The sequence below is a fragment of the Candidatus Bathyarchaeota archaeon genome, from assembly GCA_026014745.1.
Classification (GTDB): domain Archaea; phylum Thermoproteota; class Bathyarchaeia; order Bathyarchaeales; family Bathycorpusculaceae; genus Bathycorpusculum.
Map to the genome: position 1 here is coordinate 234,556 of JAOZHS010000002.1, position 24,505 is coordinate 259,060.

Below are 24,505 nucleotides of genomic sequence, written 5' to 3' on the forward strand. Positions count from 1 at the left end.
ATTTTAGCTTGTGGTTAAATTCAACAGTTGAGGTGTTTTATTGACTAAAATTTGTGCAGCATCCAAAAAAGCTCCAGTTACACCAGAAAAAGGTCCACAAAAATAGAACATTGCCCCGTTTAATCTATAAATCTGCTGCTCTATTAACGTAGAATTCTGCTGTATTAATGTAGAACAGTAAAACAAGTTATCCATATCATTTTATATATCAATTAAGGGTTTCTTCATACTTGTATAAGGAGAGGCTCTACGTGCGATTTATAGCCATGTCAACCAACGAAGGCATACAGCCTAGACAACTCAGCAGACGCAATAGATTAGCCATAGTGCTTTTAGTTGTCACACTTATCATTGTAGGAAGCTGCGTTGCCACCATATCACTTTTAACAACAGGCCCAGGAAACACGCCAACTGGACCCGAAAGTACACAAACCACCCTATCTGCATCAGGCAACGCCGTACACTTTGACCACAGCGCAACCACAAACATCATCGTAGACATCACAGGAGATAGCATCCCTGACGGGACAGAGTTCACGGTAACCACCCTAAGCACAGGCACCGAAATTCCAGAAGACGCCGACGGTCACCCCCTAAACGTCAACGGAGCAGTAACCTACTATTACGATGTGAAAGTCACCTCAGCCGCGACCCTAACCCCCGACATAATGGCACAAATAACCATAACAAACAACGCCTTTGACAGCACAAGCGTCATGTACTACTATGACGCATCCCAGGCTGAATGGATCGCGTTAACCACCCAGTTTGAAGCTCCACACACCGTAATAGCCAGCTTACCAGCATCCACCTTAGCCGGAACCCCCATAGGCGTCCCCGGTGGAGGAGATGAACCCACACCAACCCCATCTACAACACCAACCAACGCCCCAACCAATGCACCCACAGCTACGCCAACTTCAAACCCAACTTATGCACCTTCAGCCACCGCAACCCCGGCACCTGAGCGTCACATCACAATCGAAGCAGCAGTCGGTGGAACAACTAACCCACTGCCCGGCACCTACATAACTAGCGGATATCCAGTAATCACCGTTACAGCAAACCCAGGCTACACGTTCACCCGCTGGGACATTTACCTCCATGACCAGTATGGTGACCACTATTGGAGTGAAAACCCCTGGAACCCATGCACAGTCATCTATGACTATGCAGTCATGACTCCAGTATTTACCTCCAACTCTGAACCTACACCTGTTGAACCCACACCCACGGGTATATGGGTGGTTCCAGAGTACACATGGGGTCCACTGCTGGTGTTGATGGCCTGCTTTGCTGCATTCGCTGTGCTAAAGTTCGCGAGTAAAATTAACTTTAATCGAAACTCTGTGAAGCTTTAACTTCCTTTTTCTTTTTATTTTTTTATTTAATCTGCAGCCTCTGAGTTTGAAAATACAATCCGCGGGTCAATTATTCACTAACACGGTAACTGCCTTATCCAAGAAGCATCAACCCGACAAATAGCACAACCAACTAATCAAGCAGAAAGCCACGGCTCATATAGACTACTAAAAACGAAAAATTACGCCTAAAACAAAGAACAAAAAATGAGAAAGAAAGGTTTATTGATTTTCAGCCAAAAACACGGTGACGTTACCGTCGCGGTCTTTGGTTGCACGCACCTTGATTTTGCGTGGTGGCTTCTCGATGCCTCGACCCCAGATTTTCTCGTTAACTTCTTGGCTAACGATTAATTGAGGTAACTCTTCTTCTTCCTCTTCGTCAGAAGCCTTCATCTCGACCTTCATGTGCTTGTTTATGAATTCTTGGACAAGCTGCATGGCGCGTGGCGCACGTTTTTTGGGTGGACGAATCAAGGCTTTCTGGAGGGGTATGGTGTAGAAGCGTTCTTCAACGATTTCGTCTTCTTTCTTTTTACGTTTCGGCTTCTCTTTTGCTTCTTCTACGGGCGCTTCTGCTTCTGCTGGAGTTTCCTCTTTAGCTTCGGCTTCAGCTACTTCTGTTTCCTCTTCAGGTAACTCTAATTCTTCAAGTTCTTCTTCTTGAGGAACTTGTTCTTGTTTAGATTCTTCTTTGGACATTCTATGCTTTCTCCTAAGCCTTTATCTTTCTAGTTCTCCAGTTGCGCCGCTGCTTAGGGTTAACTCTAACCTTACCGTCAGTTCGCGCAATAACCCAAGTTGGAACAGACTGTGATTCTTTGCCAGCCTTGGCTAATCGGAGCTTTTTCGCAGTTGGTTTTACTCGTGCCATTTTTCTATATCCTTCTAATTTTTGTCTCTCGCTTTCTTGATTGAAGCTGAATCAGGATTGATTTTAGCTGCGCATCAGAGAGCGGAATCGGCAACCTGCCGGTTTGCGCCATCTCGATGAGCTGCACTTCTATTTGCTCAGCGAAATCTTTTCTAACCATTTTAAGGTTATTGATTCTTTGTCGTGCTTCAGGCGACAATATCTTGCTGAGCAGAGCCTGTTTCTGTTGTTCAAATTGCTGTTCGGCGTGAGCTTGTCTTTGGTCTTCACTCATGCGAGCATTCTGCATTGAGAGAAGTTTCCGTTTACGGATTTGTTCAAGCTCATCATCCGACATCGCGTTATTCGCCTTGATACTTCTTGAGTTCAGGGACAGATTTAACCAGTTCTTTAGCTAGGTCTCCAGCTACTTCCTGCATCATTTTGCGTCCCTTTGGCGTCATGATTCTGCCCTTAGGACGTGTAACCTGGATTAAACCGGCGCTTTCTAGTTGCTGCATAGCCTTTCGTATGCCGCTTCCGCCTGCTTTGGTTACGCGGTTAGGTTTAGAACCACGGTTTTTTCTTCCGCCGTAGTCGGCACGTAATGCTTCAAGACCGATGGGACCATGGACGTAGACTTTGCGTAGAACGCTGGCGCTTCTTGTGTACCACCAGTTAGGGTTCTGTGGCTGCTTCTCGACGTGGGTGCCTGTTTTTGCGAAGGTAGCCCATGTTGGAGGCTGGACTTCGTCAACGTTTTCCCTAAGATACTTTGCTAATCTATCGATGAATTTTGAAGCTGGAACGTCATGAGGAGTCGTCAAAGATTCTCTATCCTATTGGTTTTTCCTTGCAGTAAAACAATGAAGCCTAATATAAATATTCTCTGAACAACTAAGCCGCATACAACACTTAATCCCCAATAAAAGGACTAAGCGTTTGAATGATGCCGCCTCAATTTTTGTTCGCAGAGACTATTTGACGTATAGGCACGGATGCATATTAAGTGTTTTTCTCTTCTCTGCAGGGCTATGCTTTTCTTCGTCTACGCACCAAATAGGCGAAGTTCATAACTAAAGATAAACCCAGCAGCAGCCCTTCAAGAAAAGAAGAAACGTTAAAACCTAAATATTCAAAATTCGAAAACGTGCCAATTAAGATGCCAATAGTCAGAGATAACATGCCTACCGCCAAAATGTTTTCATCTTTGAGCAACAGGACAGCCCACCCCAGTTTCTATTTATTCCACTAAAAATTTAACCTTTCTGCCCTAAACAAAAGGCAATAACATCAATTGGCGACTGTCACCGCAAAGTTCCCAAGGTTTTTTGAATAATCATCTCAACAACCGCCTCGTCACCAAGACCATCCACATCTATAGTTACGTCAGCGTATCTTCTGTAAAGCGGCAACCTCTCCAAAAAGAGCTGCTCCAACCCCTTCTGCTTCAACCCAACAATGCCGCGCTCCGAAAAATCCACAGTTCGCCGCTTAATTTCCTCTAAAGAAGCATTCAAAAAGACCACCACAGAGATACCTTTCAAAAAAGCCATAGCACGCTCCGAATAAATGGAGCTGCCACCTGAAGAAATGACTGTTTCGTTAACTTCGCCTAAGTTGAGGACAGCAGTCTTTTCTAGCTCCAGAAACTTGGCATCACCCAAACTATCAACCAAATCCTGCAATTTCTTGCCAGAGACATCCTCAATGACCCTGTCAACATCAATAAACCGATAATTCAACTTCTCAGCCAAAAGCAACCCTATACGACTCTTCCCAACACCAGACATACCAATCAAAGAAACATTCATAATAACAACCTAATGTGATTGCAGCTATTTTCGTTTATCGACATTTCATGTGGAAGTGATGCTAAATTTTGGGTAGCGCCTGTTTGAGGGTGATGAGCGGGCTAACTATTTGAGGTCTGCACAATGGGGTTGATTGTCTGATTTATGAATATTGAAATTTTTTGAACGCTAGTTTTTAGTGTCCCCTTCATTTGAAACGGGGAAAAATGTCTCAACCCGTTTGGTGTTTTGATATTTCTTTTTAACCCCCGTTTGGGGCTTAAATTTAGTGAAGTCTGTTTTGTGTGTTAAGTCATGATTTTTTGATTTTTTCGACGTCATTCTTTTCTACCTCTAAAATTTTGTTTCAAAGAATTGATTTCATCCGAGCAGGGAAATGCTGTTTTTAATAATTTCTCGCCTGAGGCGGTAGTGAATAAGCAGTTTTCAGTTTTTCATATCCCGCATCAGGTGGTTCGGGTTGGAAATTTACCTATTTACTTACTTTCGCCTTAGACTCGGATGGTTTAGTTCTGTTTTTTACGTTTACCATCCGAATACTTGCCCATTCCACAATCAAAACATTTTGCTTCTTTTTCCGAGCTTTCAATTTTGCTACTTCCACAATAAGGACAAGCCTTACCAAATTCCTTAGACATAATAAATCATATTCTCCAGACCTTCTAGGCAATACGTCTCCCTGTTAAAGATTGAGTAAAAAATTTTTAATTCCGAAAGGGCATCCCCATAAGTACTTGCAATTTTTGAGTGCGGGCGGCATTCTTCAAACCAACCGCCTTTAACTACTGAATGCTTAGCACAAGAAAACAAAAAAGAAAGAAGGTCAGGGATGTTGATTGCGGACTTGGCGGTTTTTCACCACCACAAAACCAGCAATACACGCAATCAACGCGCCCAGCGCGCCAAAGGCATATTCGGGCACTACAAATAGTCCTTCCTGACCCGTAAACGCGTTGGATGACAGGTAGGGGTTGCCGTCGCCTGTGTAAACGTCTTGAACCATATGAATCCCATTAGCTAAACCGGACGCTGTCCACAGATAGGAATAGGAGCCATCGGGTTGGGTGGTTGCTGAGCCGAGGTCACGCCATGCACTGCCGTCATCGTATGAGAGCATAATGGTTTGACCACCGATGGGTAAACAACCATCAGTAGTTAAGACGCCAGAAATCACAGTATTCATTGAACCAGCTGTGTCGACGGTGTCGGGTGTGCAAATGACGTTTAGATTTGTTGCAATTGGTGTGAGGGCAAAGGTTGCGGTTGGGGTGTGGGGTTCTTGAACGTCGACAAAATCATAGTGGTACATACAAAAAAATGATGCTGACTATTTTAACAGAGATAAAAATTTTTGTTTGTGTGCGTGTACGCGTTGTTGGTTCTTGTGAGAAAAAAACCAGTCTATACATGCCTCCGCATGCACATTGCGGCGGTTTCAACATACTTCTATGTTGGGCGTGTGGTACCCTTTTGTTATGCCACATCCAAACAGACCCCAAAACACATTGTAACCCCAAAAAGCAACCCAAACCAACAACCATCATGTGGTTTCCTGTAAACCGACACACCCACACAAAGAGAAAAATCAAAAATTTGATCTACCGTTTTAAAAAGGAAAGCTAAAGCCTGAACTCGGGGATATCATCAAAAAGTTCCCGATACGTCTTGTTAAATAACGCAATGTATTGGCTAGCCGCTTCGGTAGATTTTAGCAGGGTCATGCCGTCTTTTTCGATTTCGACCAAAAACTGCCTTTTCTTCAGGAAATCGATGTGGATCTGCCCAATCTTGGAATTAAGATTGCAACGGTTTATGACACTGGTGAAAGACTTCGGCTGTTTGCAGAAGGTGAGGATTTCCCAGAAAATCTCGTAATGCGTCCGCTTCATCTTAAACTTCCCCTAACACCTTTTGCAGTTCCACTTCAGCCTTTGCGGTCTGGCTTAATCGTTGGTCCCAGATTTCGGAGTATTTCCTCAAAAAATGAGGGATAATGTAGCAGGCAACGGCTACACCGTAGCAGACGCCAGCGTTTAAGATGCCCAGCCAAAAGGACATGTCAAAGACGCCGCCTGCGATTAGAGATATTATTTGCAGAGAGGCTCCCAACGCGAAGAGGGCGCAGGCAACTTTGCTTATGGTCATCATTAGTTTGATGGTGGGTTTGTTTTCTCGGTAAGCAGCCGTTAACCCAACGATTAAGCCAGTTAGTGTTTCGTCGTCGAGGGTTTTTTCTTTTTTATGCTCGGTTAGGTTGTTGCCCATGTCGAAGGAAAATTCCAGTATTTTGATTGTGGAAAACATCCATCGGAAGCCAATTGCGAAAGCCAAGCCGCCCAGCACCATTAACCCTAATTGGTCAAGCGGCGGAATGGTGAGCGTTGTTGCGGCTAAGACAAGGTTGGGCATCAAGAAGTACGCGCCGAAGGCAAACGCCATTGCGCTACACATTAGGTTGATTATTGATAGCCCTTGTAGGCTGTTGAGTTCATGTTGGAGTTTTAGGGCTGTGCTTTGCATGTTTATCATCAAAGCGTAGTTATGCTTAAAAAGCTAATAAATAACCACGAAACATCGTTACATACCCAAGTTATACCGCAAAGATAGTAACATATTTTTTCTGCTGAACCCAAAAAACGGGAAAAACAAAAAAGAAGTTTATTTATGCAGGCTGCGGCGTGCTCTCACGACCACAAATCCTGCAAGACATGCGCCTAAAGCGCCAAGTACACCTAGACTGTACTCAGGTACGACGAAAAGTCCGCCACCTTGAGAGCTGCTTGTGGTTTCAGCGCTACTTGATTGATACGTGTTTTCATCTCCAGTAAATTCGGCTTTTACCACGTAGAAGCCATTTGGCAAATCTGGCGTAGCCCAATTATAGGTGTAGGAACCGTCAAGTTGCGTGGTTGCTGTGCCTATGGTGTGCCATGTGTCATCGTTGTAGGAGAGTGTGATTGTTTGTCCATTAAGGGGTGTACCTGAGGCGGTTAAGGAGCCAGATATTGTGGTGGATTGGCTGCCGTCATTTTGGATTGTGTCGGGAGTACAAGATACGGTTACGGTTGTGGGGAGGGCTGCCTCAAATGTGGCTGAGATAGTGTGGTCTGTGACTACGCTGTAGAATGTGTAGGTGGATACTGCGCCAACTGAGTTGTCGTCGACTAGGACATCTTTAATGTGGTATCCGCTGTCGGGGGTGATGCTGAATTGCTGGTTGGCATTGGCTGCGACGTTTACGTTTCCAGAGGGGTTGATGCTGCCGCCTGTTCCTGCGGACGCCGTTATGGTGTTGTATTGCAGTGTAGCGTAGAGGTTGTAGTTTTTGGTTCCTGAAGAGGAGAGGGTAGTGGTGGCAAAGGTTCCTGAGCCAGTGAAGGCTGGGGCGGTGGCTCCGTTGTAGAAGAGTTTTGCACCAGAGTCAGATGACCAAGCAGCCAGAACGTATTTTGTGTTTGCAGTCAATGTGGGGTTGGTGTTGAGGTTGAATGTGACCCATTTACCGGTGGTGGAGGTTAGGATTTTTTGTTCGGTTACAGCAAGTTTGGTGGTGCCGTCTGCTGAGTATAGGGCGCATTGTACGTTAGCAACGGTTTCGTAGTTGCACCAGATGAAGTAGTTCCGGTTGGTTTGGGTTGAAAAGCTCACTGATGAGGGCCAATCTCCGTAAGTCGCGGATACAACTCTACTGTTGGAAGTTTCTTCAGTGTAGACTAAGTTAGCGTCTGCTGTTTGGTCTTGTGCCCAAACCACTAGGATGTAGGTTGTAGAGGCAGATAGCACAGGGTTGGTTGTTAGCATAAAGGTTCGGTCTGCAGTTGTGGGGGCACTCAACGATACTGGATTGCTGTAGGCTACGAGGTTACCGCTTGCATCATAAATTGCTGCCTTAACATCATGCGACATTGTGCAAAATATGCGGGCAGAGACACTTGTGGCAACAACGGGATAGGCAGGTGTAGTGAAAGCTTGGCCGCGAATGCTGTTGTCAATGCTGACAAAGTTGAGGCTGAATTTGGTATGTTGACCAAAATCGCCGGTAGAGGGAGTGTAGCTAAAGTAGGCGCTTACGCTGGCGGCTTGGCCAGTAACTGTGTTTAGGTATTGGGCGCCTTTTATTGTATTTAGAGTAGAGGCGCTTGTGCCAGATTGGGTTGGTTGACCCAATGTCGCCGTGGCCGCGGAGACGTTTGGGGCTCCGAGGGTTAAGAGGGCGGAGGAGAATAGTAAAGCCATAATCGCGAATACGAAGATATTTTTCTTCATAGTTAATTCACCAGTTATAAGAAGCAGACTCCCAGTCAACTAATAAGTATGCATGCGATTATGGGAATATTACGAAAACTGACTTATATCAAAAAAAGAAATAATAAGCTAACAAAAAAATTAAGGTTGATTTTCGGGTTCCTTAGACTCAGGCGTCCTACGTTTCCTAAACAAAATGAAAACGTGTCCTCTCACTTCAACCAGCGCAGCTTCAGTTTCTTTAGCTGCTTTAGCTGCAATCTCTTCAGCGGTTGTGAGCTCCTTTAGAGCCGCGGGTAAAATTCGGATTTTGACCATCTTGTTCTGTTGTAGCTGTTTCTCTATCTCCGCAACTGACTGCGCTGTTAGGCCATCTTTGCCAATCCAGATGGTGGGGTTTTCGTCTTTTAGGACATGCCTAACATGACGTTTCATGCGTGTGGTTATCTTGCTCAACTTCACTGTGCACCTTTTTCTTAAGCATTATACGGGTTTGTTCCCCGCAGTTTAAACATGTTACTACGACGTGAGGCTCCCTTTTCTGCTTTACCCTAACACGGCAGTTAACGCCATACACAAACAGCGAGTTACATTGTTTGCAGGTTTGCCGTCCAAACTCTGTGGGCAAACGGATTTTGGCTGCCATGGCAATCCGTCGGGCGGACAGGATGTATTGCGCCGCAAGTTTGGGGTCAGCTTTAGCTACTTTCTGGGCATGGGCGAAGAGGATTTCGATGCGTTGCCGCGCAATCTGCCTAATGTTGCCTTGCTTCATCATAAGCCTAAACAATCCAGAAAAGCACGGTTCGCTTACATAATAGTTGCGCCTCTGCTGGCTTTGTTTGTCTCTTTGTGTGGGTTTGGCGGTTTACGGGATGCCACAAGATAGCCGTAGGTGGCGTTTGTTTTTTGGGTTTGCTTTGTGTTTCTGCGTCTGTTTGGATGTGGCATAATTAGATTTTACCACACACTCAACATAGTTCTATGTTAAAACCGCTGCAGTGTGCGTGTGGGGGCATGTATAGACCGTTTTTTTCTACACAAGAATTAAAGCAGGTTTGGTAAGTCAAGAAATTTGGCTGGAAAGCCGCTTAGTTGCTGGGTTTGTTTGGCGGTTTTTTCGTGTTGGCGGTGGCGCACTAGGATGGTTGTTGCCGCTATGACCATGCAAGCTACAACTACTCCAGCAATTATCGCTGTCATTTCGGGGGTGATTGGTTGCGAGCTTGTACTGTTTGACGGCGAAGCCGAGGGCTGTACTGTACCATAACCAAAAGGCGTATACAACTCAACAACACCCGTAAGAGTACCTATCCCAATCCCTAGTAGTTCTGTGGCGCCGCCAATGGCGTAGATTTTATCTTCCACTACCGCAACCGCCGTCTCATAGCGTGCAGTGGGCATATCAGCTGTTATATTCCACGAATCCGTTGTAGGGTCATATCTGAAAGATGCATTAACACCCTCATAATGAGCAAAACCATCAAGAACCATCAGTCCACCCACTACACAGATTTGCTTTGGAGCATGCTCCCCAGAGATTGCAACTAAGCGACTATGTTTGTAGAAGGTGGGCAGGGTTGCTCCTGTGCTCCAATTACTTGTTGTAGTGTCGAAAATGTGCAGTTTTCCTTCTCCCATGTCAACGTTGTTGCCTCTGCTATCCGAAAGTACGTAAATTTTGTCGTCAATGGCGCACGAGTCAAGGGGGTCTGATACTTCTTGAGGCAAGGCCGATATCCTTGTCCAAGTGTCTGTTTCTGGGTAATATACATCAATGTTTGAACCTGTACCCGCCATATTTGAACCATAGTATCTTGCCCCGCTATACATAACGTAAATTTTTCCATCGATGGTATTTGCAACCAGCCTCCAGCTATAGTCAATTGTGGGTTGTTTTGTTTCCCAAGTGCCTGTTTGCGTATCATAGGCTTCGGTGACATTAGTCGGGTAGACTCCCACCGCTCCGCTTGGAAGAGAGTAAGATTGCTCCCCGCCTATTGTGTAGATTTTGTGGTCTACTACGGCTATGCCGAAACTTGTCCTGTATGTTGGCATAGATGCTGTTTGGGTTAGGGTTTGGTTTTGAGTGTAGTACACAAAAAGGTTAGTGGTATAGTTCCAGCTGTAAAATATGTATATTTTATCGTCTACTGTTACTGCAGGGCCGGCTAATGGTTCAGGTAGGGGTTGTAGGGTTTGCCAAGTGTTTGCCTCAGTTTCTTGGATTGCTTGAGCGGTTTGTGTATCGATAACCATGGAACAAAGAACCATTAAACAAGCCAGCGCTAAACAAGCCCACTTCACACAGCTTCACCAGACGATGAGTTAGCCTTTCTGCGCTTATGTAATTTACTAATCAACAGAGCAGTTCAAAAAATACTGTGAAAAAAGACGAATTAGCGGTTATGCCCTGCTTGAGAAAGAAAGATGTCCATGCCCTATAGAGAATACTCCAAAAATAGGCTATAGACCCCAAGTTCCTACAGTCAAAGTCTACGAATCACTTACTTAACGAGCGAATAATAGTTTACACACATGTAACGCCTTTGAGTTATTCGCATATTCATTTTCAAATAATTGAGAATAGTATTCCTCAGTTAATTTTCGTACCCCAACTTCGTCGCTCCCATATTTCAAGTGAAGCAACTCATGAATTAGCGCGGCTCTAGCCCTATTTCCTGCATAAGCAACCAATAGATATTGTCCATATTCCTTCCTGAAGGCATCACAAAACTTTAATGGTTTTGGGTAAATACGAATTTTGCCCTTAAGTGTGTTACATTTTCCAGCGATAGTTAAACCATTTTTTCTTAGCGCAGGAAAAAATTCGATACGAATGCTATCAATACTCTTTTGGGAAATCTTTTCTAATTTCAACATATCGGATAAAAATTCTTGAAAGACACTTTTACTTAGCGCTTTAAGGGTAAAGCGGGAATATTTTAGGTAGAAGCTATTAATAGACAAATTAAGGTCGTTATCATCGGCACTAGCTATTGATATTTTGTTGGCGAGTATGTAACTTTGTTTCAACATTGTGCATCTATGTATGTTTTATTATTGATTCGGTTTTAACAAGAAAAACGCTGTTTTTGTTTGCCTTAGCAGCCTTACTTGGAAATCCATATGAATCAGGTCTACTTTCGGGGGTATGACTCGCAGAACATTGGATTCCAACGACCTGTTTATTTTGTGAGATCCAAACAATGCGCCCAATTCTGGTGCATTCGGGGCACTGCGCATAATCCCCTATACGTGCCATTTTGAATCACCTTTTTTATTGCTATCGCCATCTCTACAGATTGCCTCCGTACAGAAACCAAAAATGATTTTCACAGATGACCTAAATGCGGCATCTGTGATTTTTAATAATTCAATATTTTGCTTCATTTCTCTCTCTTCTAACGAAATTAAGAAAAGTAAGTCACTTAGCTAAAGTCTAAGCAAAGGACTTTTCACTCTATAACATACACCGCCCCGCTTATAAACAACTGAGGCTAAAGGGAGTTTATTTCAAAAACGATCGATACGATGGATAATTTGAGCGGTGGCACAATTACTACTTATACTTTCTATCAATGAAGATAAGGGTGTTTCATAGACGATTAAACTATAGCATGTGTCCTTTATGTTGAACCATCCGATGAATCCTTAATTCCTCAGGGCTATGGAAAGCAGTATTACAAATTCGGCACTTAAACGGTTGATCATTGTACGCTAACATTTTAAAATTTCACTATTCCAGCAATGATTTAATATGCCCTATGAGAACAGTATCCCTCTTATAAAGAAGGCATTTTTGATTCTGCAAAAGTATGACTCAATAAGTCTGTTATTTATTGAGTAATTATTTTCCATAGGTTAAGTGGACACTGATTCCAACAGTAAGTGCTTGCTTTATACATGCAACCTTGACATTCTACCCTGTCAAAGCGTTTCTGACAATATTTACTCATAGCAGCACCTAAAAAAGGAAAAGGAATTGTTATGCCGTTGGTTTCTTCTTGACATTATTTGCAAAGATTTTCTTAGTGGTTTTCTTTCTGTATTCACAATGTGGCCGTACTGATGATTTGCATCTACGGCAGTTTTTAACTAGACCAACTCTGAGTTGACACATATCTATTTACCTCTATGTTGTTTTGTGTTTAGAAAAGAATCAATTATTCAATCAGTCAATTCCAAGAGGATAATAGAGACTCTTCAATCAACAATACCGTTGGGTCAGACTAATAAAGGTTAAAATATTCAGCGTTTTTTCGATTAGAAGTTATTTTTCCAGTTTTTTCCTGAAAAACAGTTTTTTAACGCTTTTTCCACGTTTTTAAGCCAGAAAAATCCTTTTCGAGCGATACCCTAATGTAGTTGGTGAAGTCATGTATGTGTCATTGGAATTTTTAGAGGAAGAGTCAACCCAAAAGTTAGTTGCTTTTTCTCAGATCATTCTGATTATAACGTGGTTTAACGCCACACTGGACAACATAAAATGGGTAAACGAAAAGTAACAAATGAAGGCAACATAGACAGTATGGTTCTGCCTTCGCCAAACGATGTTTTGGGCATAGCAGTGAAAATGCTGGGTGCCGAAAGAATCATGGTTAAATGCCAAGATGGAAAAGAACGTCTCTGTAGAATCAGAGGTAAACTGAAAAAGCGCGTCTGGATAAGAGAAGGCGACATAGTTTTGGTTTCACCATGGGATTTCCAGACCGAAACTAGAGGCGATATATTTTGGCGGTACCGAAAGAACCAGTCAGATTGGCTTAGAAACCACAATTACCTAACAATGTAGTGAGGACTGATTAAAATTAACCTTAAATGCACCGAGTGCGGAAACACATTCAAGAAAGATTGTATAGCACTTGACGAAGTAGTTATCTGCCCAATCTGCGAAGCAGAATACAAAGTAGTGGCAACAACGGATGGCAAACTACGTCTAAAAGATTTTGTCCTCGACGAAAGTGACTTTGGTGAACTAAGCGTTTCACGAGAAAAATAATCGAACTTCTGAGGTGACGAGTTATGAAGTATAAAACTCCTGATAAAAAGGTAGAACGTTTAGGCGGCGGTAAAATCCGAGGCTTAATCGTCAATGAAAACATTGACGAAGCGATTACTTAATTTACACATAATCGGTCAGAACTATCGATTTAATTCGCTATGGGTTTCATACTCTGAGAGAGTATGGAATTTTGAATGGGGCAAACGGATTCGTGCCGCCATCGCAATCCGCCGCGCCGAACCCACATATTCTGCCGCCAGTTTGGGGTTGCTCTGGGCGACTTTTTGGGCTTGCACAAAGAGGATTTCGATGCGTTGCCGCGCAATCTGCCTAATGTTGCCTTGCTTCATCATAACCTAAACATGCAGAAAAGCACGGTTCGCTTGCATAATAGTTGCGCTTATGCTAGCTTTGTTTGTCACTTTATGTTGGTATGACAGTTTACGGCGCGCCACAAGAATACAAATAGATACGGTTACGTTTTGGGATTACAATGTTTTTCAACGCCAGTTACTTTGTGGTGAGTATGTTTTCCTCTATACACGATACATGACGTTATGTTGGAACCGTCGCGGTGTGTATGTGAAAACATGTATCGATTGCTTTTTTCGTCAAGTTAGTGCTTTTATATTCCTTAACAGAATAATTCAAACCCAGAGGCTGGGCACTTAACCTTTGGACTTGATTGGCAAGATTTTAGTAGTAATAGGCAGCACTATCTCAATTGGTTTTGGAATTTGGCACTTCACTGTGCCCGAAGCGTGGAAATGGTATTCATATATCGCGCCCAACGCCACTGAGTTAGTGTTAGCCGTCCAAGCTATCAACGTGTTCTTCTCTTTGACTTTAGTTCTGTTTGGAGTCGTAAACATGCTGCTAATTTATGGAAACAAAGCCAACAATTACTCAGTCATGATAGTGCTGACTGCAACAAGCATCTTGTGGATAACAAGAGTTGCATTGCAGATCGTTTATCCTCAAGGTTCAATCTACCCTGCACTCCAATACGGGATGCTATCCGCCTTCGTAATTGTGTCGCTATGCTACATCACCCCATTAACCACGGTAGTTAGAAAAGAAATCAGGGCTAAACATAAAACCTGAATTAGGTAGGGCAACAAAAAGGTCTATTGACCTTCTTCTAACACAGAAGAAAGAAAGCTGTCCGTTTAAGTAATCCGATGTTAAGGAAAAGAGAAAGTAGGAAACCCATTTGAGAAAAAAAACCAAACTATCATGGGCTAATCTGGTTCCCGTGGCTCCTCGCAGCTGAATGTATCGCCAATCACTCATCTACGCAGACAAACTATGTCCCACAGTTATGACGACGTTTCCTTTTTTATGCCCAGCTTCAACGTAGCGGTGTGCCTCAACAATCTGCTCCAACGAATACTGTCGGTCGATGACTACTTTTACTTTGCCAGTTTCAATTAGACCGCTAAGGGTTGACAAATCGTTTGGCTCCATGTCTCCTGACCCCCAAGTGGAGAGAAAGACACCGGTTTCTGTCAGTGACCCCTTCGCCTTTGAACGCGAAATTTTGCCTACTGCGTCAAAAACCAAGTCATACTTCTGACCATTTTTAGCGAAATCTTCTTTGACGTAATCAATCACAACATCCGCCCCTAAAGATTTGACCAACTCCAAATTAGCGGCGCTACAAACGCCAGTAACTTGTGCCCCGTAATACTTGGCAAGCTGAACGGCGTAGGTACCAACGCTTCCCGAAGCTCCATAAACAAGGACCTTCTGTCCATTCTTGACGTTTGCCTTCCTAAGAAAAGCCAACGCCGTCATTCCCCCGATGGGAACCGCAGCAGCTTCCTCAAAAGTCAAATTTGCAGGTTTCTTTGCAACCTCGATAACTACTCTGCCCACCACGTCTGTTTCTGGAAGACAAATATACTCGGCATATCCACCGCCAAAACCAGTTGCAGCCAAAACTTCATCACCGACCCTAAATTTTTCCACACCCTTGCCAATTGTCTCGACGACCCCCGATACTTCCATCCCAAGAACTTTTTTTCTTGGCCCCGTTAAACCTAAAGCTAACCGCATAGGGAGCCAAAATTTCGTTGGGACTTTAAAGCCGCGCATTCGTATATCTCCTGCTGCTATGGTAGTCGCATTTATTTTCACTAGTACTTCATTGTCCTTTGGAACTGGTTTTTCTATTTCTTTGAGACTTAGGACCTCTGGCGATCCATATTTTTCGTATATGACTGCTTTCATTTTCAAAACTACTTTCCTCCAAGATTGCTATGAAACATGTTTTGTTTCAACTGTTCAGAGAAGGTTTCCGCATTTTGGAGGTCTTCTTCATTGGGTCTTCCTTTGTTCATGCCTCCAAAATATTTGAGGAAGACATTGGTGTTGAAACCTTTGCATTGGAATTCATCAATTATTTTGTAGCCTTTAGCCTCCAATTTTTCTCTAAGCGCCGAATGATCCTTGGCTAGTTTTTTCTTCCCTGTTATTCCAGCGGTTGAAAAAATGAACGCAGGTTTGCTTTCTACCTGTGGTAGTTTGTCAGCGAAGTCAAGTAGGGGTTTGTAGTGTTTTCCGCTGTCTATGCCTGCGCCAAACCCAACTAGGCCAAACTTGTCGAGTTCTTGGGGGTTTGTTTGTTGGGGCGTTTTTATTTGTGCATTAAGAACTTTTGCAATAACCTTGGCGATTTTTTCAGTATTATTGTGATGATACGAAAAAAGAACTATTGCAGCAGCTAAATCCACATTTACGGCTATTTTTTCACTCATTTCTGTCCCTCCGGTAAGGCTTGTGTTTTTTCATTTGTCTTGGTCGAAGGCAGGAGTTTGCGCAGTTCTTCTTCAGTTAAGTCAATTCTGAGAATCCCGTTGGTTCCCTGTATCTCCAGAATGATGCCTTCGGTTATGCCTATTTCCTTGAGTTCGCCAAGATACCCCTCAATTAGCACCTTGTCATCGCTGTCGCTGGATATTGCGAAGCGTTTGACAAAGTTCTTCGAAGTCAATTCTATGGAGAACAAATGGCTCAAGTTTTGGGAGTTTACCATTTTTTTCAACACCTTTATGAGACTTCTTGGGCGTAAATCAAAGATTAAGTTATTTTAGGAACTGATATCAAATAATACTAAAGACCCGAAAATTTCAGCATCAGCAACAAGGTGTGCAATTAAATGGAAGTGTACGAGTTATTGTTTGAACTGGCGAATAGCGACAGGTTCAAGATAATGCTACTAGCCGAAAAACAAAAACTAAAGCTATCGCACATATCAAAAAATCTTGACATGACTGTAGCTGAAACGTCACGGCATTTAGATAGACTACGTGAAAATAGTCTGCTTGAAAAGAACGCTGAAGGACTGTATGAACTTACACCGTTTGGTCAGCTTACTTTGTCTTTGACCCCCAGCTTTGAATTCATATCCAAGCACAGAGACTATTTTAAAGATCACACGCTTTCTCATTTGCCTCAACAATTCATAAGCAGAATAGGTGAACTGGAGAATTCTATATACACTAACGACGTTATGGTAGCTTTTGATTTAACGGAAAAAGTTATTGACGAAGCCCAAGAGTACATTTGGATTCTTTCCAATCAGGTGCTTGTAAGTACCTTGCCTTTTTTGGAGAAAGCCATTAGACGGGGAGTCAAGTTCCAACTTATCTTGCCTAAAGATTTTATGCCCACGCCAGGTTTCAAGCCTTTACCTATAATCCCTAATTTGATAGAAAGGCGTACTCTCTCAAGAGTTGACTCGGTTATAATTGTGTCTGAAAAGAAGGGACGTTTGGCTTTTCTAAACAAGAATAGCACAATGGACTACATGGGGTTTGGCTCAACAGATGAACGTGGGCACAAGTGGTGCCATGATTTGTTTGTTCATTACTGGGAAGAAGCAAAACACGAAAAACCAAGCAACTACCCTTCTTAAAATTTAGTCAGCCTCAAAGGTAATTACAACGTTTCCTTTTTTGTGCCCGCATCAAACGCACCCCTATATTTGGTGGAGCTAAGAGGATAGTTCATGTTTTAGCTGCTTTAATGCGTCTGCCATTTGGAGTGGCTTGCAGTTTAGGTTTCGCTGTGCTTTGGCGGTGTCAAGAGAGGAATCCACGGGGCGTTTGGCGGACCAAGTAAACTGCGCCGACGTCACAGAGTCAATTAGGCTCTTGTCCAACCCAAAGACATCGCATATTTGGTTGGCGAATTCAAGGCGGCTGACGCGTGTGGCACCACAGAGATGGTAGATTCCTGTGAGGCGGCGCCCCAGAATTTCAAGCGTCATCTCCGCGAGGTTAGTGTTTAGCGTGGGCGTATTATATTGGTCGGTGACGATTTTGACGCGGTTACCCTTGCGGAGGGTTTCGATGAGCCAAAGTGCAAAATTGACTTTTCCCGCGGCTGGCGTGGAGCCATAGATGACGCTGGGCCGAGCAATGCAGAATTCGGGCAGGGTCTGAACGATTTCTTCCGCTTTAAGCTTAGTCACCCCGTAGTAGTTTATGGGGTCAGGTTTGTCACTTTCTTTGTATCTTCCCTTTGCGCCGTTAAAAACGTAGTCTGTGGAGACATAAAACAGGAAAGAACCAGCCGTCTGCGCTGCTTTTACGATGTTTTGGGTGCCTTCAACGTTAACTTTCCAAGCCAACTCTTTGTTTAATTCGCATTTATCAACGTCGGTCAAGGTGGCGGCGTGAACGACAAAGTCAGGTTTTATGGTTTGAAGGGCTTCAGCTACCTGTTCCTTAGCTGAAACATCAATTTTTACATAGGTGCCTACCGCGGATATGCTCTGGATGTCTGAAGAATAAACCTCTAAACCTTGAGCAAGCGCCAGTTGCGCCAGTTTCGAGCCGTAAAGCCCGCTGGCACCCGTGATTAGAAGCTTCAACGCATACCGCCTAGTTTCCAAGGCGTCGGATGCAAAATAACTTCAGTTGCAAACGGCGTCCACCAGCGTTCATTCTCCAGATACCACTGAACGGTAGATTTTAGGCATTCTTCAAAGCTTGCCTCGGGTGCCCAGCCTAATTTGCTGCGGGTTTTGGTTGAGTCTAAGCTGTAGCGGGTGTCATGTCCGGGGCGGTCTTCAACAAAAGTTATCAGGGCATCTGATTTGTGGAGGTAGCTGATGATTTTTTTGGCGATTTCAATGTTAGGCACTTCGTTGCCTGCCGAGACATTATAGATTTCTCCCGGTTCGCCCTTTTCAAGCACTGCATCGATGGCTTCGCAGTGGTCACCCACATATATCCAGTCGCGGATGTTTGTGCCTTTTCCGTAAATTGGGATGGGCAGATCCCTTAATGCGCGGATGACGGTTTTAGGGATTAATTTCTCGGGAAGCTGGTAGGGTCCAAAATTGTTGGTGCATCGAGTGATGGAGACGTTTAAGCCGTAGGTTTTGTGGTAGGCTAAAACGAACATGTCTGCTGCGGCTTTTGCTGCGGAGTAAGGATTAGAGGGTTTAGGCGGAGAATTTTCAGTGAAGGAGCCTTCTAATGCTTCGCCGTAGACTTCGTCGGTGGATACTTGCAGAAACCGGGCTTTGTGATTATGGCGTCGCAGAGCCTCCAAAATAGTGAAAGCACCCAAGGTGTTATTCTGCAAAAAGACAAAGGGTTCAACGATGCTACGGTCCACATGGGTTTCCGCGGCAATGTTTACGACGGCATCAACTTGATGAACCAGCCGATTCATAAGTTGAGGGTTGCAGATGTCGCCTTTTATGAAGGTGTAGTTTTTGTCGTTTTCGATGTCATGGAGGTTAGCGGGGTTTGCGCCTATCCCCACCTTGTCGACGTTTATTATTTCGTAATCGGGGTGTTTTGTCAGCATCAGCCGACAGAAATTGCTTCCAATGAAGCCTAAGCCGCCAGTAACTAACACTTTCATAGTTCATCACTTATGGGGAGGGAAATTCCAATCCCAAGGTTTACCAACACGTGGGTCTGTGGTTTTGCCGTTTATTGTTTTTGGGATGAGTGTTGGGTCATTCCAAGCGCGGCGTTCCTCGTCGGGGTCTGCTGTGTTGTAGAGGTTGGTGGTGAAGTAGAGCAGCATTGCTGGTTCGACACCTAAGGCTTTAAAGCCATGCCAATAGTGCCCCGGTACCCGTACAATCTGCAATTCTGAGCCACTTGACACTACTTCGGTTAACTCAGAGGCGGCTTCGTCGAAAGCACAGATTTTTATTGCGCCCTTCAAAACCAAAAAATAATCATCTTGACCCCTAACGTGACGATGCCAAGCGCGGATAACACCGGGAAAGGTGGAGGAAATGTTTGCTTGCGCTATGGTGTCTTCTCCAAAAAGGTCTGCCCAGTCCCGCCGCATAACCTCGGAGAAGGCTCCTCGCTCATCTGAAAAACGCTTAACGGGTTTAATCTTAATCCCCTGTAACATAACCTACACCTTGCTACCTTCAATCATATTTCGGCGAATTCTTTATAATGATTGCCTTTTTTACGGTTTAAACTTCTATTTCGGAATAATCGCCCACATGTAACTTTATGGTCCGATTCCGTTGGTTACGTGTGACCTTGGCGTTTTTGCCGATTAAGCTCTCTTCTAACCGCTCTATGTCTTTTATGGTTACAGCTGTTTGGACCACACAGCATTCAAGATTAGAGTTGAAGATTTTTGAATCCTCGCCGACGCTTGTGTAGGGTCCGATGTAGGAGTTTTCGATAATCACGTTCTTGCCGATTATACATGGACCGCGAATGGTGCTGTTTGTAATTGTTGCAGTTGAATCAATCTTTACACGGCCATCAATTACGCTTCCTGTAATGGTGCCTTTGATGTCTCGCTGTATGTATTCGTCCAAGATTCGTGTGTTTGCAGAGAGGATGTCATCTTTTTTGCCTGTGTCAAGCCACCAAGAGGTAAGAATCTCGGCTTTCACTGAAAAGCCCAGATTAATCATTTCTTGGATAGCATCGGTGATTTCTAGTTCATTCCGCCAAGACGGCTTTATCCGCTCAATTGCTTTGTGCACTTTATTGGAGAAAAGGTAGGTGCCGATGATGGCTAAATTACCCATGGGAGTTTTGGGTTTTTCTACAAGCCGCACGATGTTGCCTTTCTCGTCTAATTGGGCGATGCCAAAGCTTGACGGGTTATCTACTTCTTTTAGTACGATTAGCGCATCGAGGTGTTCGCTCTTGAACTTTTTAATAAACCCCTTCAAACCCTGCCCGGTTACGTTGTCGCCTAAACACATCACAAAAGAGTCCTTACCTAAAAACCGCTGAGCCGTCTTGACTGCATGTGCTAATCCAAGGGGTTCTTGCGGGATATAAGAAACCGTCAGGTTCCATTCAGCGCCATCTGCAACGTAGTCCTTCACGTTTTGACCCGTTTCAGGCGCGGTAATAATGCCCACCTTTTTTATGCTCGTAGCTGCAACTTGATCCAGCACATAACCTAATATGGGTTTGTTAGCTACGGGAATTAGTTGTTTGGCGCAGGTAAAGGTTAAGGGTCTTAGCCGTGTGCCTTTACCGCCACTTAAAACTAGCGCTTTCATAGTGTATCTTATAGTGAGATGAGGTTGGTATTAATGGCTTGCTATAAACAGAGTAGAGCTAACACAGTTGTGGTTGGGCTTGTGCAGTCACATAATTTTATTACTAAAACCACCGAATTTAAAGTGCTGAGTCGGTAGAAGGGTTGAGTTTTTTGAAAAATGATTTTTTTCTGCCTCTTCGAAAAAAGGCCAAATGCAAATATGCAAACATATGTGACTTATACTCCTCATCAAGCGTCACTTGTACAAACGTAGGCGGAGAATACTGTGGCAGATACCGGGCCTTAATAAAACGCCAAAAGCCCAATAGAGAATCGAGTTCACTTCAACAAGTACTCGCCTAACATCAGGCATCCATTAGGACGTCCGCTACGCTGTTGAATGCTGATTATTAGCAAACGGCTTATGGCTCATCGTTGAAAGAAGTTAATGAGTTTCTCAACTAAACTAACAAACACATTCAAAATGCCCCGCAGGGGCCCAAGCGAATTAACTATATCACGCACACTTTTTACATCAGTTTTGTTGACTGTCCGAGTTAAAACTGCAACCAAGACAAACAGCACAACAAATGCAACCACACCAATAATTAATTCAAACAACGCTGAAAGATTAAGGAACAAAACCAGCAGATAGGTTAAGATGCCGGCTATGCCAGATGAAATCGAAATTTTTATTGAAGAAGACCACTCGATACCGACGCCGAAGTGATTTTTGATAAATCGCAAGCTTAGGAACATGCCGGGGAGGCAAACTATCAGGGTAGTTACAATTAAGCCTATTACGCCGAATTGGGAAATCAAAATGAAGCTCGTTGGGAATCCAAGAATAGCTGTCAGTATGGTTATTTTGAGGTTGTATCCTGTATAGCCTTGCCCATTAAGCAGGTTGCCTACACTCAAATATCCTATTGCTGTGTACAAGTATTGGATAGCTAACAACGCCAAAAACAGGGGCGCAATCACATATTGGGTTTGGAACACCGTATCAATGGCGGGCTGCGCAAGCGCCATAACCATCACTGTGACTGGCACAATGAGTAGAGATGCATATTTGACGGAGAATTGGAAAACGCCTTTGAGCAGGTCTCGGTCGGTTTCGGGGTTTAGTTTAGAGAAGGCGGGAAGCATCATAGTTGTGACTGGAGAGGCAAAGAAGGTAATTAAAACAATAAAGTTCAAGGCAACGTTATAGTTTCCGATGACCGCGTTATCGGTAACGTAGATCGCCAGGATGAAAGTGTAAAAATAAGTAAGGACTGCGGTCACAATGGTACCGATTGATACGGGCAAACCATATTTTATCATCAGCTTAACGTTGCTAAAGAATGCTATGTTGCGGTGACCTTGGGGTGGTTTAGGCAGGGATTTATACATTACATAGACAAGCAAAACCCCGATTATGCCCGCAAATAGAGTAGATAGGGTGTAGCCCCAAACTGCACCCGGGGTGCCAAACCCTAAGAGAACCAAAACAAGAATCAGCACGGTCTTTAATGTTGACTGAACGATTTGCACGATGCTGTTTAGATGCATGCGCTCCAGACCCGTAAATGCTGCTGCCGCTGTATTCATGAGGGCGCCTGTTAAGACGAAAAAGGATGCAATTTGGATAAGAGGCGTGATTGTTGGACGGCTAAAGGCTACTGCTAAAAAGTCAGATAACCCAAAAGACACCAATGTTAGAACCACGCCTACAAGAGCTTCGAAGAGCAGCCCCGAGAAGAGGATGCTGCGTATTTTTGCTACATCCCCTTCGCTATTGTACTGTGCGGAGTACTTTATCATGCCTGTTGTGATGCCTAAATCGCGGATAGTCGCGATTAGGTTGGGGGCGGTTAGGGCGATTCCGTATAAGCCGTAGTTATCGGCGCCTAAAATCCGTGCGATAAATATGGTGCCGACAGCTGAGATTATGGTGGATAAAATCAGGCCCCACATAACGTGGAAGCCGCCTTTCGTGCTTACCCGCGCCATCTCTGTTGCTTTGGTCATACCCCTCTCTCAGCACCCTTAAACTATGTTGTGTTAGTGACGTGGTGTTTATCATTTTTGGTATTTCAAGAAACCAGAAAAGACGCCCTTACGCGGATGTTGCAAGCTTTTTATCTGTGCACTGCGACCTTTGATTGACGCGTATGCCCTCAGACATCGAAAAGCAACTCAAAGAATGGTTTGCCGACTTTAGAAAAGTCGTGGTGGCAGGCATAGGGAACCCAATACGCTCAGACGATTATGTAGGCATAAAAATCGTAAAAAACCTAAAAGGAAAAGTGCCGCCTAACGTTTACCTGCTAGAATGCGAAACAGTCCCAGAAAGCTACATCTACGACATAGAAAAATTCAACCCCACCCACATCCTACTCATCGACGCAGCAATTTTAGGCTTAAACCCAGGAGACGTCCGCTTAGTAAAAACCGAAGAATTACACCCATCCTCGGCGATTTCATCCCACATGTTGCCGCTAAGGATTTTCTGTGACTACCTCAAAGCATCAACGGAGGCAAAAATCGGTCTGCTACTGGTCGAGCCTAAAAGCATGGAGTTTGGGGAAGGATTAAGCTGTGAAGTTGAAGCTTCAGCGCAGAGGCTAACGCAGATTCTTCGGGGCTTTCTTAAATGAGTTACCTTTTTCGTTTAAAGACGTAGTCAATAGTCAGATTGGTTTGACCGAATTGCTTGTTTTCTTCTTTGACTTCAAAGTGGTCTTTGCTGACCCATTTTAGGGTGACGTGTTCTTCGAGTTCTTGATCTTCAAAGGTGCCTCTCCAAAACAGCTTGAGGGTTTGGTCATCTACCCAGGTTCCTACATGGTCATGAACTATCCCCTCGGATGTGATGCGGAACATATGCACTTCGCCGTTGTCGGGGTTTAGGCTCCAAAAGTCATTTTGGTAGTAGTCCTCGTAGCCTTCAACCTCTATGTTCATTTCTGAGTTTATTCCATCTTCGCCTACTGCAAGCGCCGTCATTTCTCCGCAGCCTGAAACGATTTTGCCATTAGAGGACTTCATTGCGATGCCCACTGCCCATTCGCCTATAAGCTGTTTTAGCAACTCCGATTGTTTGGAGTTACGGGTGCTTTGCTGTGTCATGGTTTAACCTCTAAATCAAGCTTCACAGCTTCGAGGACAGTTATAAACAAATGTGGTAACCAACACACAACCACTTGCCATGCAGGGTATGTTAATTAGCAAGTGTAACCCTAGCATTAACTGTGAAGAGCAATGGCTGGCAAAGCAATAATTATTATGGGTTCAGAGAGGGATTTGGATTTCTCCCGAGAAATCGCTAAATACCTCAAAATCTTGGGTGTAACCTACGAGTTCCGCATCGCTTCTGCTCACAAAACCCCCCAGACCGTTTTGGAAGTCATTAAAGAATTTGAAAACGAAAAAGTCATCTACGTTACCGTGGCGGGACGCTCTAACGCATTAAGCGCCTTCGTCGACGGAAACACTTCCAAACCCGTCATTGCCTGCCCACCCTACAGCGAGAAATTCGGAGGCGCAGACATTTACTCCTCGCTTCGGGTTCCAAGCGGCATCGGCAGCTTAGTTACCATTGAACCAGAAGGTGCAGCGATTGCTGTTGCAAAAATCTTGGGTCTAGAAGAGTCGCAGATTGCAGCCAACGTGAAGGCTTATCAAGAGGACAAAAAGAAGGAACTTGATAAGGCTAACGAGTCGGCAAAAAAACTCAAATAAT

General features: G+C 44.1%; 32 protein-coding genes. 6 read left to right on the plus strand and 26 right to left on the minus strand.

Going from position 1 to position 24,505, the window contains the following annotated elements:
• Positions 1-3: 3 nt before the first annotated feature.
• A complete protein-coding gene (locus NWE92_07940) occupies positions 4-195 on the minus strand; it encodes a hypothetical protein (protein ID MCW4029561.1) in 192 nt (63 codons plus the stop codon).
• A gap of 56 nt (positions 196-251) precedes the next feature.
• On the opposite strand from NWE92_07940, the gene NWE92_07945 reads away from it, so the two are divergent.
• Positions 252-1,361 (plus strand): hypothetical protein, encoded by a 1,110-nt coding sequence (locus NWE92_07945; GenBank protein ID MCW4029562.1) that lies wholly within the window; start codon positions 252-254, stop codon positions 1,359-1,361.
• 222 nt (positions 1,362-1,583) lie between these two features.
• Here NWE92_07945 and NWE92_07950 read toward each other — a convergent pair whose 3' ends face one another.
• The 15 genes from NWE92_07950 to NWE92_08020 all read right to left on the minus strand — a co-directional run bounded on the left by NWE92_07950 (position 1,584) and on the right by NWE92_08020 (position 11,312).
• The gene (locus tag NWE92_07950) at positions 1,584-1,880 is read right to left on the minus strand and encodes a 50S ribosomal protein L31e (protein MCW4029563.1); all 297 of its coding nucleotides are present in this window, start codon (positions 1,878-1,880) and stop codon (positions 1,584-1,586) included.
• Positions 1,881-2,076: 196 nt separating this feature from the next.
• Positions 2,077-2,235 (minus strand): 50S ribosomal protein L39e, encoded by a 159-nt coding sequence (rpl39e, locus tag NWE92_07955; protein ID MCW4029564.1) that lies wholly within the window; start codon positions 2,233-2,235, stop codon positions 2,077-2,079.
• Positions 2,236-2,239: 4 nt separating this feature from the next.
• Positions 2,240-2,572, minus strand: a complete 333-nt coding sequence (locus tag NWE92_07960) for a DNA-binding protein (GenBank protein MCW4029565.1) — start codon at positions 2,570-2,572, stop codon at positions 2,240-2,242.
• Positions 2,573-2,576: 4 nt separating this feature from the next.
• On the minus strand, positions 2,577-3,041 hold the full coding sequence (locus NWE92_07965) for a 30S ribosomal protein S19e (protein ID MCW4029566.1): 465 nt from the start codon (positions 3,039-3,041) through the stop codon (positions 2,577-2,579).
• Positions 3,042-3,246: 205 nt separating this feature from the next.
• Positions 3,247-3,432, minus strand: coding sequence for a hypothetical protein (locus NWE92_07970; GenBank protein ID MCW4029567.1), 186 nt, complete (start codon positions 3,430-3,432; stop codon positions 3,247-3,249).
• Positions 3,433-3,521: 89 nt separating this feature from the next.
• Positions 3,522-4,028 (minus strand): shikimate kinase, encoded by a 507-nt coding sequence (locus NWE92_07975; protein ID MCW4029568.1) that lies wholly within the window; start codon positions 4,026-4,028, stop codon positions 3,522-3,524.
• 823 nt (positions 4,029-4,851) lie between these two features.
• Positions 4,852-5,337, minus strand: a complete 486-nt coding sequence (locus tag NWE92_07980; protein MCW4029569.1) for a hypothetical protein — start codon at positions 5,335-5,337, stop codon at positions 4,852-4,854.
• A 310-nt stretch (positions 5,338-5,647) separates the two neighbouring features.
• A complete protein-coding gene (locus tag NWE92_07985; protein MCW4029570.1) occupies positions 5,648-5,917 on the minus strand; it encodes a hypothetical protein in 270 nt (89 codons plus the stop codon).
• Between the two features lies 1 nt (position 5,918).
• On the minus strand, positions 5,919-6,557 hold the full coding sequence (locus tag NWE92_07990; GenBank protein ID MCW4029571.1) for a hypothetical protein: 639 nt from the start codon (positions 6,555-6,557) through the stop codon (positions 5,919-5,921).
• 129 nt (positions 6,558-6,686) lie between these two features.
• A complete protein-coding gene (locus NWE92_07995) occupies positions 6,687-8,294 on the minus strand; it encodes a hypothetical protein (protein ID MCW4029572.1) in 1,608 nt (535 codons plus the stop codon).
• A 120-nt stretch (positions 8,295-8,414) separates the two neighbouring features.
• Complete coding sequence (locus tag NWE92_08000) at positions 8,415-8,729, minus strand: YhbY family RNA-binding protein (GenBank protein ID MCW4029573.1); 315 nt, start codon at positions 8,727-8,729, stop codon at positions 8,415-8,417.
• Positions 8,692-9,051 carry a hypothetical protein gene (locus tag NWE92_08005; protein MCW4029574.1) on the minus strand — a complete coding sequence of 120 codons (360 nt, stop codon included), beginning with the start codon at positions 9,049-9,051 and terminating at the stop codon, positions 8,692-8,694. Before NWE92_08005 ends, NWE92_08000 begins: the two co-directional genes overlap by 38 nt.
• Positions 9,052-9,083: 32 nt before the next feature.
• Positions 9,084-9,224: a hypothetical protein gene (locus tag NWE92_08010; protein MCW4029575.1), complete on the minus strand. Its 141-nt coding sequence runs from the start codon at positions 9,222-9,224 to the stop codon at positions 9,084-9,086.
• A gap of 96 nt (positions 9,225-9,320) precedes the next feature.
• Complete coding sequence (locus NWE92_08015) at positions 9,321-10,532, minus strand: hypothetical protein (GenBank protein MCW4029576.1); 1,212 nt, start codon at positions 10,530-10,532, stop codon at positions 9,321-9,323.
• 252 nt (positions 10,533-10,784) lie between these two features.
• A complete protein-coding gene (locus tag NWE92_08020; GenBank protein ID MCW4029577.1) occupies positions 10,785-11,312 on the minus strand; it encodes a hypothetical protein in 528 nt (175 codons plus the stop codon).
• A 1,450-nt stretch (positions 11,313-12,762) separates the two neighbouring features.
• Here NWE92_08020 and eif1A point away from each other — a divergent pair.
• Entirely contained in the window at positions 12,763-13,068 is a 306-nt protein-coding gene (gene eif1A, locus NWE92_08025) for a translation initiation factor eIF-1A (protein ID MCW4029578.1), read from the plus strand.
• Between the two features lie 350 nt (positions 13,069-13,418).
• Here eif1A and NWE92_08030 read toward each other — a convergent pair whose 3' ends face one another.
• Positions 13,419-13,631: a hypothetical protein gene (locus NWE92_08030; GenBank protein MCW4029579.1), complete on the minus strand. Its 213-nt coding sequence runs from the start codon at positions 13,629-13,631 to the stop codon at positions 13,419-13,421.
• Positions 13,632-13,953: 322 nt separating this feature from the next.
• On the opposite strand from NWE92_08030, the gene NWE92_08035 reads away from it, so the two are divergent.
• A complete protein-coding gene (locus NWE92_08035) occupies positions 13,954-14,382 on the plus strand; it encodes a hypothetical protein (protein MCW4029580.1) in 429 nt (142 codons plus the stop codon).
• A 189-nt stretch (positions 14,383-14,571) separates the two neighbouring features.
• Here the strand turns inward: NWE92_08035 and NWE92_08040 are convergent, their stop codons facing one another.
• From NWE92_08040 to NWE92_08050, 3 genes are read right to left on the minus strand one after another with little or no spacing between them, the layout of a single operon-like run.
• Positions 14,572-15,510 carry an NAD(P)-dependent alcohol dehydrogenase gene (locus NWE92_08040; GenBank protein ID MCW4029581.1) on the minus strand — a complete coding sequence of 313 codons (939 nt, stop codon included), beginning with the start codon at positions 15,508-15,510 and terminating at the stop codon, positions 14,572-14,574.
• Between the two features lie 8 nt (positions 15,511-15,518).
• Complete coding sequence (locus tag NWE92_08045) at positions 15,519-16,037, minus strand: flavodoxin family protein (protein ID MCW4029582.1); 519 nt, start codon at positions 16,035-16,037, stop codon at positions 15,519-15,521.
• Positions 16,034-16,315 (minus strand): hypothetical protein, encoded by a 282-nt coding sequence (locus NWE92_08050; protein MCW4029583.1) that lies wholly within the window; start codon positions 16,313-16,315, stop codon positions 16,034-16,036. The genes NWE92_08045 and NWE92_08050 overlap by 4 nt, the downstream gene beginning before the upstream one ends.
• Positions 16,316-16,438: 123 nt before the next feature.
• On the opposite strand from NWE92_08050, the gene NWE92_08055 reads away from it, so the two are divergent.
• On the plus strand, positions 16,439-17,197 hold the full coding sequence (locus NWE92_08055) for a DUF1724 domain-containing protein (GenBank protein ID MCW4029584.1): 759 nt from the start codon (positions 16,439-16,441) through the stop codon (positions 17,195-17,197).
• A 78-nt stretch (positions 17,198-17,275) separates the two neighbouring features.
• Here the strand turns inward: NWE92_08055 and rfbD are convergent, their stop codons facing one another.
• From rfbD to NWE92_08080, 5 genes are all read right to left on the minus strand, one after another.
• Positions 17,276-18,157 (minus strand): dTDP-4-dehydrorhamnose reductase, encoded by an 882-nt coding sequence (gene rfbD, locus NWE92_08060; protein MCW4029585.1) that lies wholly within the window; start codon positions 18,155-18,157, stop codon positions 17,276-17,278.
• Positions 18,154-19,161, minus strand: a complete 1,008-nt coding sequence (gene rfbB, locus NWE92_08065) for a dTDP-glucose 4,6-dehydratase (GenBank protein MCW4029586.1) — start codon at positions 19,159-19,161, stop codon at positions 18,154-18,156. The genes rfbD and rfbB overlap by 4 nt, the downstream gene beginning before the upstream one ends.
• A gap of 6 nt (positions 19,162-19,167) precedes the next feature.
• Entirely contained in the window at positions 19,168-19,671 is a 504-nt protein-coding gene (locus NWE92_08070) for a dTDP-4-dehydrorhamnose 3,5-epimerase family protein (GenBank protein MCW4029587.1), read from the minus strand.
• 67 nt (positions 19,672-19,738) lie between these two features.
• On the minus strand, positions 19,739-20,797 hold the full coding sequence (locus tag NWE92_08075; GenBank protein ID MCW4029588.1) for a glucose-1-phosphate thymidylyltransferase: 1,059 nt from the start codon (positions 20,795-20,797) through the stop codon (positions 19,739-19,741).
• A 410-nt stretch (positions 20,798-21,207) separates the two neighbouring features.
• A complete protein-coding gene (locus NWE92_08080) occupies positions 21,208-22,791 on the minus strand; it encodes a flippase (GenBank protein ID MCW4029589.1) in 1,584 nt (527 codons plus the stop codon).
• 143 nt (positions 22,792-22,934) lie between these two features.
• On the opposite strand from NWE92_08080, the gene NWE92_08085 reads away from it, so the two are divergent.
• On the plus strand, positions 22,935-23,420 hold the full coding sequence (locus NWE92_08085; GenBank protein MCW4029590.1) for a hydrogenase 3 maturation endopeptidase HyCI: 486 nt from the start codon (positions 22,935-22,937) through the stop codon (positions 23,418-23,420).
• Between the two features lies 1 nt (position 23,421).
• On the opposite strand, the gene NWE92_08090 is transcribed toward NWE92_08085, so the two are convergent.
• Complete coding sequence (locus NWE92_08090; protein MCW4029591.1) at positions 23,422-23,892, minus strand: hypothetical protein; 471 nt, start codon at positions 23,890-23,892, stop codon at positions 23,422-23,424.
• Between the two features lie 132 nt (positions 23,893-24,024).
• On the opposite strand from NWE92_08090, the gene NWE92_08095 reads away from it, so the two are divergent.
• Complete coding sequence (locus tag NWE92_08095) at positions 24,025-24,504, plus strand: AIR carboxylase family protein (GenBank protein ID MCW4029592.1); 480 nt, start codon at positions 24,025-24,027, stop codon at positions 24,502-24,504.
• Position 24,505: the final 1 nt, after the last annotated feature.